11 protein-coding genes are annotated in these 13,270 nt (G+C 37.6%); 10 read left to right on the top strand and 1 reads right to left on the bottom strand.

Annotated elements, in window-relative coordinates:
- The first annotated feature begins 127 nt into the window (after positions 1-127).
- The gene (locus tag ACQ2HF_RS14275) at positions 128-586 is read left to right on the top strand and encodes an Lrp/AsnC family transcriptional regulator (protein WP_432413102.1); all 459 of its coding nucleotides are present in this window, start codon (positions 128-130) and stop codon (positions 584-586) included.
- A 47-nt stretch (positions 587-633) separates the two neighbouring features.
- On the opposite strand, the gene ACQ2HF_RS14270 is transcribed toward ACQ2HF_RS14275, so the two are convergent.
- On the bottom strand, positions 634-1,182 hold the full coding sequence (locus tag ACQ2HF_RS14270; RefSeq protein WP_432411094.1) for a hypothetical protein: 549 nt from the start codon (positions 1,180-1,182) through the stop codon (positions 634-636).
- Between the two features lie 120 nt (positions 1,183-1,302).
- Here ACQ2HF_RS14270 and ACQ2HF_RS14265 point away from each other — a divergent pair, with 120 nt between their 5' ends.
- The 9 genes from ACQ2HF_RS14265 to pfkA all read left to right on the top strand — a co-directional run bounded on the left by ACQ2HF_RS14265 (position 1,303) and on the right by pfkA (position 13,266).
- Entirely contained in the window at positions 1,303-1,941 is a 639-nt protein-coding gene (locus tag ACQ2HF_RS14265) for a CPBP family intramembrane glutamic endopeptidase (protein WP_432411093.1), read from the top strand.
- Positions 1,942-2,172: 231 nt separating this feature from the next.
- On the top strand, positions 2,173-3,573 hold the full coding sequence (lpdA, locus tag ACQ2HF_RS14260; RefSeq protein ID WP_432411092.1) for a dihydrolipoyl dehydrogenase: 1,401 nt from the start codon (positions 2,173-2,175) through the stop codon (positions 3,571-3,573).
- 174 nt (positions 3,574-3,747) lie between these two features.
- Complete coding sequence (pabB, locus tag ACQ2HF_RS14255; RefSeq protein WP_432411091.1) at positions 3,748-5,037, top strand: aminodeoxychorismate synthase component I; 1,290 nt, start codon at positions 3,748-3,750, stop codon at positions 5,035-5,037.
- A gap of 220 nt (positions 5,038-5,257) precedes the next feature.
- A complete protein-coding gene (locus ACQ2HF_RS14250; protein ID WP_432411090.1) occupies positions 5,258-5,941 on the top strand; it encodes a helix-turn-helix transcriptional regulator in 684 nt (227 codons plus the stop codon).
- A gap of 2 nt (positions 5,942-5,943) precedes the next feature.
- Positions 5,944-6,681 carry a DUF3307 domain-containing protein gene (locus ACQ2HF_RS14245; RefSeq protein ID WP_432411089.1) on the top strand — a complete coding sequence of 246 codons (738 nt, stop codon included), beginning with the start codon at positions 5,944-5,946 and terminating at the stop codon, positions 6,679-6,681.
- A 4-nt stretch (positions 6,682-6,685) separates the two neighbouring features.
- Positions 6,686-7,993, top strand: a complete 1,308-nt coding sequence (gene tilS / locus ACQ2HF_RS14240) for a tRNA lysidine(34) synthetase TilS (protein ID WP_432411088.1) — start codon at positions 6,686-6,688, stop codon at positions 7,991-7,993.
- Positions 7,993-9,990, top strand: a complete 1,998-nt coding sequence (locus tag ACQ2HF_RS14235) for a cytochrome c biogenesis protein CcdA (protein ID WP_432411087.1) — start codon at positions 7,993-7,995, stop codon at positions 9,988-9,990. Before tilS ends, ACQ2HF_RS14235 begins: the two co-directional genes overlap by 1 nt.
- 6 nt (positions 9,991-9,996) lie before the next feature.
- A complete protein-coding gene (locus tag ACQ2HF_RS14230) occupies positions 9,997-11,841 on the top strand; it encodes a CocE/NonD family hydrolase (RefSeq protein ID WP_432411086.1) in 1,845 nt (614 codons plus the stop codon).
- Positions 11,842-12,279: 438 nt separating this feature from the next.
- Positions 12,280-13,266 (top strand): 6-phosphofructokinase, encoded by a 987-nt coding sequence (gene pfkA / locus ACQ2HF_RS14225; protein ID WP_432411085.1) that lies wholly within the window; start codon positions 12,280-12,282, stop codon positions 13,264-13,266.
- Positions 13,267-13,270: the final 4 nt, after the last annotated feature.

Raw genomic sequence — 13,270 nt, 5'->3', positions numbered from 1 at the left:
TCGTAGAATTTATGTCAATACTACCCTGCTAATTCAGTTTTAAAACTTATTATTTAGTAGTTTTACTGAAATATTTTCTGTGTTGCTTCTGTTTCGTAAGGACTTTCAGAAAAAAAATCGAAAAAAAGTGAAGTTGGATACTATAGACAGACACTTACTGAAACACCTTCAGCAAAATGCAAAACAAACCAATAAAGAGCTTTCTTTAAAATTAAACCTTTCGGTCACTGCTATTTACGAACGGATTAAAAAACTGGAAAGAGCCGGGATTATTAAGCGGTATGTAGCTTTGTTGGATAGTAAGCAACTTGCTTTAGGTTTTACGGTTTTCTGCCATATTAAATTGGTAAAACATAGCGAAGAAAATATTACTAAGTTTGAAACTATAGTGCGCCAACTTCCCGAAGTAATGGAATGCTTTCACGTAAGCGGCGACTATGATTATTTGTTGAAAGTATTGGTAAAAGATATGGAGCATTTCAGAGAGTTTATGGTGCGTAAATTAACCAGCATGGAGCATGTTGGGAGCACTACAAGTTCTTTTACCATTAATCAGGTTAAAAACACAACAGTCATAGAGTTATAAAAAAAAAGCCAGCTTTTTGAAGCTGGCTTTTTTTATTTTAAATTTTTTTAGAAAGCACAGCCGCAAAATTCTACGAACATGGCCCAGTTATTACCAGGAAAATCCATTCCTTCTGCCCAAGCTGTTTCACTTTGACCAGGTCTGCTAACTTCTGCATGTGCTGCGATACAACCGCAAAATGGGGTGCCATTTGTTTCCAAAACATATTCAAATTCAGTTGTACCGTTTGGAAGTTCTTGTTTAATTGGAAAATGACCTACTTTTGGATTGCCAGAACCGGTCATTGGTATTTCGTTGCAATCGCCTGCATATAGATGAATGGCATTTAACTCCCAATCACCTGTTGTTACATAGCGTAAAACTAAATCTCCAACTTCGTTTACTGCGATGGTAAAATCGCCTGCGTCATAATTCTGACCTGCAATAATATTTATGTTTACGCACTCTTGTATATTGCCTGTAGCTCCTGTATCGTTATCAATAAGGCGATTGGCAATGATACCGTTTTCTAGGGTGTTATCTTCAATGGTTTCTTTTGAACAAAAAGAGACCAATACAGATAAAATGGCCAGTAATAGTAATTTTGAAAGCTTCATATAGTGCCTATTTAAATTAGCATTATATTGTATTTTGACGACAATATATGCTTTTTAACTGATAAATGCTTAATAAAGTGTTAAATAAAGATTAATTTATAATACTAATATTGATTCAATATGAATAGAATTTTGATTTTAGGTGTAGAGTTTTTTATCCTTTTCATTTTGCTACCTGTAAGTTTGGCAATACCCTTCAATATTTGGGTGAAGGTAGGAATGGTGGTATTCGGGTTTATGTATATTCTCTTCAGGTTGAAGAAATCTGAAAATATCAACTTCCGCATAAAGAAAAACCTCTGCTGGAAATCGCTTTGGCGCAGGATTATGGTCACATTTATAGTGGTGGCTGTGACGACAACGGCATATGTTTGGTTTCTGGATAAAGATGCGTTGTTTTTTGTTCCTGTAAACAAGCCGGGATTATTTGTTGCAATTCTCTTTGTGTATACCTTCCTGTCTGTTTGGCCTCAGGAAATTATCTACCGTACTTTCTTTTTTGAACGCTACGAAGCGCTTTTTGAAAATAAAACACTTTTTATATTTATAAATGCCATTGTGTTCTCGTTAGCACATTTATTTTTCAGAAATACATTGGTACTTGTCCTCACATTTATTGGCGGAATTATTTTTGGTTATACGTATTTAAAATTTCGTAGTACAACCGCAGTGAGCATAGAGCACGCCTTGTATGGAAATTGGTTATTTACAGTAGGGATGGGGCAGATGCTAGCTTTTCCTGGAATGGAAGCTGGATAAATTTTGGTGTTTAGTTGCAATACGCAGTTTAAATGGTTAAAAATAATGTAATAATTTTATGTTTTTACGGAGAAAATTTCTCTTCTTTTAATAAAAGGGTCTTTCGTCTTTGCCGCATCCTACTATTCCTCAAACCAAAACTATAAAAGCGTTCTTATAATTCGTAATCGTACTTCGTAAATCTAAAAGCAAACTAGTACCTTTGCATTTCAATTCAAAAAAGCATCAAATATGTCTAAATACGACGTTGCAGTAATAGGTTCTGGACCTGGAGGATATGTAGCAGCCATTCGTTGCGCACAGTTGGGTTTAAAAACGGCCATCATAGAAAAATACAACACTTTAGGAGGCACCTGTCTTAATGTAGGGTGTATTCCCAGTAAAGCATTGTTAGACTCTTCTCACCATTACGAAGAAGCCATCAAACATTTTTCAGATCACGGAATTGAAATTCCGGGAGAGATAAAAATTAACTTCAAAAAAATGATCGAGCGTAAAGCTGCTGTGGTAGAACAAACCACCAAAGGAGTCGATTTTTTGATGAATAAAAATAAAATCGATGTCTTTACAGGTATGGGTAGCTTTAAAGATGCAACACATATTGAAATAGAGGGTGAGAAAAAACAAACTATTGAAGCAACGCACACCATTATTGCTACGGGTAGTAAACCTTCCACATTGCCATTTATTAAATTAGATAAAGACCGCGTAATTACTTCAACCGAAGCATTGACTTTAAAAGAAATTCCGAAGCACATGGTTGTCATTGGCGGTGGCGTAATTGGATTGGAATTAGGCCAGGTATACCGTAGATTAGGTGCTGAGGTTTCTGTTGTAGAATATATGGACCGTATTATCCCAACCATGGACAGCGCCCAGAGTAAGGAGTTAATGAAGGTGATGAAAAAACAAGGCGTAAAGTTTTACCTTTCTCATAAAGTTTCAGCAGTTTCTAAAAAAGGTAAGGAAGTTACCGTAACTGCTACCGATAAAAAAGATCAAGAAGTAACATTTACAGGCGATTATTGTTTAGTTTCAGTAGGAAGAAGAGCCTACACAGATGGATTGAAAGCTGAAAATGCCGGTGTTAAAATTACTGAACGCGGACAAGTAGACGTAAACGACCACTTACAAACCAACGTTAAGAATATTTACGCCATTGGCGATGTAATTAGAGGTGCCATGCTAGCACACAAAGCAAGTGAAGAAGGATCTTTAGTGGCCGAAATTATCGCCGGTCAAAAACCACATATAGATTATAATTTAATTCCAGGAGTGGTCTATACCTGGCCAGAAGTTGCCAGTGTAGGGAAAACCGAAGAACAGTTGAAAGAAGCCAAAGTTGACTATAAATCTGGTCAATTTCCTATGCGTGCCTTAGGAAGAAGCCGTGCCAGTGGAGATACCGACGGATTTGTAAAAATATTAAGCGATACCAAGACAGACGAGGTGCTGGGCGTACATATGGTAGGAGCCCGCGCAGCCGATCTTATTGCTGAAGCAGTTGTTGCCATGGAGTTTCGTGCCAGTGCAGAGGATATTGCTCGTATGAGCCACGCACACCCAACCTACGCCGAAGCTGTAAAAGAAGCAGCTTTAGCCGCAACTGCGGATAGAGCGTTGCATATATAACAACGTCAAAAATAATTTTTGTAAAGGTCTCAAAAGGTCAAATAATCAACGTGTCTGGTTGAGCGCAGTCGAAACCTACTTGGGCAATCCCGAAGTTAAAACTTTTACTGCACTAGCTTTAACATTTTGGTTGCCTTTTGAGACCTTTGCTTTTTTTCAATACCTTCGTAAGTGATGCGCGTAACCAAAAAAATTCCAGCCAAACTTACCACTACATTAAAGCAACAACTGTTGTCTTGGGCAAGCCAATTTGAAGAAGTGGCTTGGTTAGACAGTAATGCTTACGAACAAAAACACGGTTCTTATCAAGCTATTTTGGCCGTGGATGCCTTTACTGCCATCAAAACAGATTATCATAAGGGTTTTGAAAAACTAGATGAATACCAACAAATTACAAAGGATTGGTTATTTGGGTATCTGAGTTATGATCTTAAAAATAATGTAGAACGTCTTACGTCTAAAAATTACGATGGTTTAGATTTTCCGGATTTGTATTTCTTTCAGCCCAAGAAAGTGTTTCTTTTTTCTGAAACGGAAGTAGAGTTGCATTATTTAGGTATGGTAGATGATGAGATGGATAGCGATTGGGAGGCTATCCTTTTAACTGAAATTTCTGAAGTTGATACTTCTTCCGAAGAGATAAAAATAAAGCTACGCACCTCAAAAGACAGCTATGCCGAAAAAGTAGGGCAGATGCTTCAGCACATTGAGCGTGGAGATATGTATGAAGCTAATTTCTGCCAGGAGTTCTATGCCGAAAATACTAGGATTAACCCAGAACAAGTCTTTTTATCCTTAAACGAAATTTCAAAAGCGCCCTTTGCAACCTATTTGAAGCTACAAAATCACTATGTCCTTTCCGCTTCCCCCGAACGGTATCTAAAAAAGGAGGGGAATACTATTATTTCTCAACCTATTAAGGGAACTGCCAAACGATTACAAAATGCTATACAAGACAAAGCAATGGCGGCGGCTTTGGCTAAAGATCCTAAAGAACGTAGCGAGAATATCATGATCACAGATTTAGTGCGTAACGATCTCTCCCGCATTGCAAAAAAAGGAACGGTTACTGTAGAAGAATTATGTGCCATTTACAGTTTTGAGCAAGTACACCAAATGATTTCTACCATCTCCTGCGAAGCTGAAAGTGAATTTTCCCCTGTACGAATTATCCAGAATACATATCCCATGGGTAGTATGACGGGTGCTCCCAAAATAAGCGCGATGAAAATTATTGAAAAATTAGAAGATACCAAAAGGGGGGTATATAGTGGCACTGTTGGTTACTTTACGCCCACCGGCGATTTTGATTTTAATGTGGTCATACGTAGTATTTTGTATAATGAATTGAAACACTATGTAAGTTTTTCTGTAGGAGGTGCTATCACCGCCCAATCTACCATAGAAGCAGAATATGAAGAATGCTTGTTGAAAGCGAAGGCTATGAGAAGTGTTTTGGAATAAAAACTTATTTCGCACAGCAAGCCTTAAAGGGTCTCGCTAAAGCGCAAAGACGCAAAGTCTTCTTCAATGATGAGCTTTTAATTTGAAACTTGAGTTTTGTGATTTTAAATATTTATGTACTCCACACAACATAAACATCTTTTATGCACTCTAGACAACATAAATCTATTTTATGTACCCTGGACAACATAAATTAGTATATTTGTAAAAAAGTAAGACAGTGAACTATTCAGTTTTATCGGGTGATATTATATCTTCAACCAGCTTGGACAGTGCGGACAAGAAGATTTTAGAAGTGCACTTGGAGCGTTTATTAAAAGATCTTAAGAAACATTTTAAAAGCTATGGTCGCCTTATAAAAGGCGATTATATAGAGTGCGTCATTCCCACCGCAGGAGAGGCAATGCAGGCTTGTTTGGCGATAAAGAGCTATGTGAAGACCATTCCTATTTCAATAGAAACTTCTAAGTCTGAAAATAGAGCAAAGCTATTTAAAGAATACGGCGTGCGATTGGCTATTGGCTACGGAGCTTTAGACCGTTTCGAACCAGAAAACGGCGTGATAGATGGAGAGGCTATCTACCTTTCGGGACGTACCATAAATAGTAAATCTACACACGATAAAGAACGTATTGTGATTAAAAATACTTTGTTCTTTGCTTCCAAAGACGAAGCCATGAATAAAAAATGGACAGCTATTTTGGAATTATTGGATGTACTTTTTACCAAAGCAACCGAACGCCAATGTGAAGTGGTATATTTAAAATTACTAGGTCATAATGAAGACGCCATAGCCAAAAAATTAGGCATAGACCAATCTGTGGTAAATAGGCACTCCACCAATGTAGGCTGGAATGCCATAGAAACTGCAGTCACTTATTTTAATGAATCACTAACCGAGTAACTATGCAAATCCCAACGTTTTTACTGTTACAGTTTTTAGCTCACGTATTAGCCGACTATTTTTTACAAACTCAAAAAATGGCTCACGAAAAAAGCAGCATTGGGTTTAAGAGTAGGTTATTGCCCATACACGTGTTAATTGTTTTTGTGTGTTCCTGGGTGTTGTCGTTTCAAATTAAATTTTTTGTTGGAGCGGGGATTATAGCGATCATCCATTATGTAATTGACGGTTTTAAGGCAAAGGCCAACAAGCATCCTACGCTTTGGAAATACGCTTTTTTTATAGATCAGTTGTTACATATAATCGTACTTGTAGCAGTATCGCTATTCTTTGAAAAGTATCACGGCTTGCAACCTCTTTTTGAGTTGCCCGTTTCAGCCACATTTATCGCCATTGTTATTGCCTATGCACTCTGCCTAAAACCAGCAAATATTGTGATAAAAGAAGTGTTTAGGTCTTCACAAATAGACGTAGCTATTGCGCAACAGGAAAAAGCCGAAATTTTAGATGGTACGGACGAACTTCCAAATGCAGGAAAACTAATTGGTATTTTAGAACGTATTTTAACACTTACCTTTATATTAATTGGTCAATACCAGGCCGTTGGTTTTTTAATTGCAGCCAAATCTGTACTGCGATACAAAGACACAGATACCCTTAAAACAGAATATGTTCTCATTGGTACCATGCTAAGCTTTGGTATTGCCGTAGTTTTGGGTATTTTAGCAGGAGCAATTTAAATGCATGCGCTCAGAATTTAAACAACACATTTCAACCAACTTTCCGTTTTTAGAAAACGTCAAATTACTCGTTGCATGTAGTGGCGGTTTGGACAGTGTGGTATTGACTCATCTCTTACATACGCTAAAATATAATATAGCCATTGCTCATTGTAATTTTTCATTACGCGGAAAAGAAAGCGATGGAGATGCCCTTTTTACCGAAAATCTTGCAGAAACTTTAGGGGTTCCTTTTTATTCTGAAACTTTTGATACCAAAACGTTTGCCAAGGATTATAAGCTTTCCACCCAAATGGCAGCTCGGGAATTGCGCTACCAATGGTTTGAACAAGTTGCTGAAAATTTTGATTATACGTATATTTTAACCGCACATCACGTAGATGACGACTTGGAGACTTTTTTTATCAATCTATCTCGTGGCACGGGATTAAAAGGTTTAACGGGAATTCCAAAGCAAAACGAAAAGATTGTAAGACCCCTACTCCCTTTTTCTAGAGAAGACATTTTGAAGTTTGCTAAAGATCAAAATATGTATTGGCGGGAAGACAGCAGTAATGCCAAAACCGATTATCTGCGCAACCAATTAAGGATAGAGGTACTTCCAAAATATAAAAATGTATCAGATAAAACGTTGTTAAACTTTCAGAAAACACAACAACATTTAACGGCCTCAAAAGCTTTGATTGAAGATTATATGGCATTGGTGTACAATTTGGTTCTTACTGAAACCAAAGAGGGCTATAGTCTCAATATTGCTAAAATATCGGAGCTTCCTAATACCGAAGCATTGCTCTATGAATTACTCCACCCATTTGGATTTACTGCCTGGAATGATATTTTCAGGTTGTTACAAGCACAATCTGGAAAAGAAGTATTTTCGGCAACACATAGGCTTACAAAAGATAGAGAAGTACTTTTGTTAACTGAAAATACAACAGAAAACAACTCAATTTTTGAAATTTCAGCAGCAACTTCAGAAATAAAAAATCCACTTCATTTAACTTTTGATACCGATGTATCTTTTGAAGTTACAAATGCACATACTGTTTTTATAGATACAAAATTGCTTGAATTTCCACTTACTCTTCGCAAATGGAAAGAAGGGGATTATTTTTATCCTTTTGGAATGAAAGGAAAAAAGAAACTCAGCAAGTTTTTTAAAGATGAAAAGGTATCTTTGGTAGCTAAAGAAAATGTGTGGTTACTTTGCAGTAAAAACAACATTGTCTGGGTAGTTGGTTATCGCCTGGACGACCGTTTTAAAAGGACGCCACAAACAGAAAATTTATTAAAAATATCCCTTCATATATAATGAAAAGATTTCTCTCAGCACTTTTTTTAATTCTAGCATGCCTACAAACCATACAAGCTCAAAATGGTCTTTTAGATCCCGTAGAATGGAAGGTGAGCCTTGAAAAAGAGTCGGATACAGACTACAATATTTTAATTCAAGCGGAACTGGAAGCAGGATGGCATCTATACAGTCAAACACAGTTTGGTGAAGAATTTGAAGGTCCCATTCCAACCAAATTTACGTTTAATGCAACGCCAGAAACATATACACTTCGTGGAAAAACACAAGAACCTGATGTTCCTGTTGTTTTTGACCCTGTTTTTAACATAGATGTAAAGTTTTTTGAAGACAAAGTGATGTTTATTCAACCCATTAAAGTGATAAACCCAGAAGGCGTAAAGCTTGTTGTGGAAGTTTTTTACTCTGTTTGTGATGATGAACAATGCCTGGCACCTAACACCGAGATTTTTGAAATAGACCTTACCTCCGGAGCCGCTAAAAAATCTAATGCCGAAATTACGCAAGAAGACCTTGAAAAATCGGCCGCATTAACCATTGAGGTAGGAGGAAAAGAAGAGTTTAAAGACGAGAGTGAGAGTTCAGAAAAAAGCTACTTTACCATCTTTTTACTAGGATTTGTTGGAGGTTTAATTGCTTTGTTGACACCCTGTGTATTTCCTATGATTCCGTTAACGGTATCCTTTTTCACCAAGAGTGCGAAGGATAAAAAGAAAGGTTTGTTTAACGCGGTTCTCTACGGACTTTTTATTTTCTTGATTTATGTAATTCTGAGTATTCCATTTCATTTACTGGACTCGCTAGACCCGGAAATTTTAAATAATATTTCTACAAATGTCACGCTTAACATTATCTTTTTTGTCATTTTTATAGTCTTCGCATTTTCCTTCTTTGGCTATTACGAAATTACGTTACCACAATCCTGGAGTGCCAAAATGGACGATAAAGCCAATAGTATTGGTGGTTTCGTAGGTATTTTCTTTATGGCGCTAACCCTTGCTATTGTTTCATTTTCTTGTACAGGACCTATTTTGGGATCCTTATTGGGAGGTTCGCTTACCAGCGATGGTGGTGCGTGGCAGTTAACCATGGGAATGGGAGGTTTTGGACTGGCGTTGGCGTTGCCATTTGCCCTTTTCGCATTATTTCCAAACTGGCTCAATACCTTGCCAAAAAGTGGCGGTTGGTTAAATACGGTTAAAGTAGTACTCGGTTTTATTGAATTAGGACTCGCGTTCAAGTTTTTATCAAATGCAGATCTGGTAGAACACTGGGGAATTTTAAAACGTGAGATATTTATAGGTATCTGGATTGTTTGTGCGCTCGGGATGGTCTTGTATTTATTTGGTATTATTCGCTTTCCGCACGATGGACCCAAACGTAAACCGCCAATAGGAAATGTAGTTGTTGGTGTTGCCACTTTTGCATTTTTATTATACTTAATTCCTGGACTAACAAATTCCAGCTACGCCAATTTAAAACTGTTGAGTGGTTTTCCACCTCCTTTGTTTTATAGCGTTTACGATAAAGATACGGAAGCTCCCTTAGGACTGAATGCCTACAAAGATTTTGATGAAGGTATTGCTGCTGCAAAAGCTTCCGGGAAACCTGTAATGATAGATTTTACAGGTTGGGCATGTGTAAACTGTCGTAAAATGGAAGAGCAGGTATGGAGCCGTGAAGATATCTTCAGCACTATAAATGAAGACTACATCCTTATTTCATTATACGTAGATGATAGGAAAGAATTACCACAAGAAGAACGTTTCAACTTTTTGAAAGCTTCTGGGGATACGAAACCTATTAAAACGATAGGCGATAAGTGGGCAACCTTTCAAACTGTCAACTTTCAGAATAACTCGCAACCTTATTACGTGTTAATGGATGCAAACTACAACCTTCTCAACAAGCCTGTGGGATACACGCCAGATGCGGACGAGTACCTGTTTTGGCTGGAAGAAGGAATTAAAAATCATAAAGAAAGAACCTCTAAATAAACTAGTATGGTACGTAAAATTTCATTGGTAATCGCGCTGCTTTTTATAGCCATTACCTTCGCTCAGGACGAAAATTATGTAAAAGATAATTTCAACAAATCCGAAAGTTATATCACCATGCGGGACGGCACCAAGTTATTCACGTCTGTGTATTCCCCTAAAGATACCTCGAAGAAATATCCAATACTACTCTTACGCACACCCTACAGTTGCAGACCGTATGGTGAAGACCAGTTTCCTTCCAAAATTGCTCCCAATGAGTTTATGATGAAGGAAGGCTATATTGTGGTGTATCAAGATGTCCGTGGGCGTTGGATGAGCGAAGGAACCTATGATAATATGCGAGCCTACATTCCCAATAAAAAAGGAAAGCAATTTGACGAAGCCAGCGATACCTACGATTCTATAGACTGGATGGTAAAAAATATTCCAAATAATAACAGAAATGTAGGAACCTGGGGGATTTCATATCCGGGATTTTATGCTACCTATTCTTTGTTAGACGCACATCCTGCTTTAAAAGCAGCGTCTCCACAAGCCTGTATTGGCGATTTCTATTTTGACGATTTTCATCACAACGGAGCATATTTATTGAGTTATTGGAGAGCGACTTCGGTATTTGGGTATGAAAAGACAGAACCAACTAAAGAACCCTGGTATAGCTTCCCTGAACTGGGAACTGAAGATCAATACCAGTTTTTCTTAGATGCTGGTCCGCTTTCAAATTTGGACGAATATTACAAGAAAGACAATGTGTTCTGGACGCAATTAAAAGAGCACCCAGATTATGATGAGTTTTGGCAGAAACGTGGTATTATTCAGCATTTAAAAGATATTAAGCCTGCGGTCATGGTGGTTGGTGGCTTGTTTGATGCGGAAGATTTATACGGTCCTTTTGAAACCTATAAAACCATTGAAAAAAACAGCACAAACTATAATACAATGGTTTTTGGTCCGTGGAGTCACGGAGATTGGGCAAGAAAAACAGGACGGCAAGCCATTGGAAATGTGTACTTTGGTGATGATATTTCGGCCAAATACCAAGAAAATATTGAAAGCAAGTTTTTCCATCATTTCTTAAAAGACGATGGGAAAGGAAAACCAAACCTTCCAGAGGCATATATGTTCGATTCTGGATCCTTAGACTGGAAAGAATATACCGAATGGCCACCAAAAAATGCTGCAAAAAAAACCTTTTGGTTACAAAATAAGCAGCGTTTAAATCCTTTTGCTGAAAAGAGCTTCACGTTTGAAGAATTTGTAAGCGATCCAAAAAAGCCTGTACCGTATTCCGAAGATATTAAAATGGTGTTCACCCCAAGAAAATTTATGACAGACGATCAGCGATTTGCAGGGAGACGTCCAGACGTATTAGTTTTTGAAACGCCTGTCTTGACTGAAGATATGACATTGGCTGGAGATATTCTAGCAAAACTTAAAGTTGCAACAACGGGAACTGATGCGGATTGGGTAGTAAAAGTAATAGACGTATTCCCAGCAGACGCAAAGGATACCGAAGAAACGCAAGACCACCTAAAAATGAGTAACTACCATATGCTAGTACGTAGCGAAGTAATGCGTGGGAGGTACCGAAACAGTTTTAGCAAACCAGAACCTTTTGTGGCTAATGAAAAAACAGCAGTAAACATTAAATTACAAGATGTACATCACACGTTTAAAAAGGGGCATAAACTTCAAATACAGGTGCAAAGTACTTGGTTTCCTTATATAGATTTAAATCCGCAAACGTACGTAGACAATATTTTTAAAGCTACCGAAACAGATTTTCAAAAACAAACTCATAAAGTATATAACGATTCTTCTATAGAATTTACGGTACTACCTAACTAGAGAGGCTTTTAATACTTAAGTTTTGAAAAAGAATAACGTCTCCTCCTGTATCCGACGAGTCTCATAACCGACTCTTGAGGTACGAACGACAGGATGATGTAATCGAGAGGAATGTATAAGGGCGAAATCGCTTTTTCAGCGATTTCGGGTGAGGACAAAAAAAAGCGTCTCAAAATGAGACGCTCATAACAAACCTAACTTAGTGATCAATTAAGTTGTATAGCTACTCTTTTTATCCCCACAAAAAGAATAGTGATATACATTTCACTAATTCATTGTAAATATAACACGAGATTTTAGATTAGCATATACGTATTTACACGTATTTTTTATTTCGCTCTTTTAAAATTAACAAAAATTGAAGAGATTACTACCTGAAAACGTTATAGTTATTACATTACGAGAATTTTTAGAAAATTTAATTTTAGATTTACCATTGTGAAAAAATCCATAAAGAAAATTGCGGTACTAACCAGTGGTGGCGATGCCCCGGGAATGAACGCGGCCATTAGGGCTGTTGTTCGTTGTTGTACATTTCATGAGGTAGAATGTGTGGGAATATATCGCGGTTTACAGGGTTTAATTGAAAACGATTTCACACCGCTTGGTCCAAGAAGTGTAAAAAATATTATTAATAGAGGAGGGACTTTCTTAAAATCGGCTCGCTCCGAAGCATTCAGAACCAAGGAAGGAAGAGAAAAAGCACACCAAAACTTGAAAGCCTCAAGTATTGACGCCCTCATAGTAATTGGTGGGGATGGTACATTTGCAGGCGCTAAGATTTTTAATGAGGAATTTAATTTTCCTATCATTGGCATACCTGGCACTATTGATAACGATATTAATGGCACCGATTTCACCATAGGCTACGACACGGCTTTAAATACGGTTGTGGAAGCTATTGATAAAATTAGAGATACTGCAAATTCTCACAATCGCTTATTTTTAGTGGAAGTGATGGGAAGAGATGCGGGCGATATTGCTTTAAACGCGGGTATTGGAGCGGGAGCCGAAGAAATATTAATACCCGAAGAAGATTTAGGAAGAGACAGATTGGTAGCGTCTTTAAAAAGAAGCAAGGCTTCGGGAAAATCTTCCAGCATTGTGGTAGTTTCTGAAGGCGACCAAATAGGGAAAAACATTCTAGGACTGGCAGAATACATTCGTGAAAATTTAAATGAATACGAAGTAAAGGTAACGGTACTTGGCCATATACAAAGGGGTGGAGCACCAAGCTGTTACGATCGTGTTCTGGCAAGTAGGTTAGGCGTGGCCGCTGTAGACTCACTTATAGAAGGTACATGGGATGTAATGATTGGTATCCGGCACAGTAAAATTGTAGCGGTACCTTTTGCCGATACACTTGCCGGAAAAAACGAACTAGATAAAGATTTAATAAGGGTAGCAGATATTACTTCGCTTTAAAAAT

The sequence above is a fragment of the Rasiella sp. SM2506 genome, from assembly GCF_050859505.1.
Taxonomy (GTDB): Bacteria; Bacteroidota; Bacteroidia; order Flavobacteriales; family Flavobacteriaceae; genus Marinirhabdus.
The sequence above is the reverse complement of the archived record's forward strand: the minus strand, read 5'-3'. Positions and strand labels throughout refer to the sequence as shown.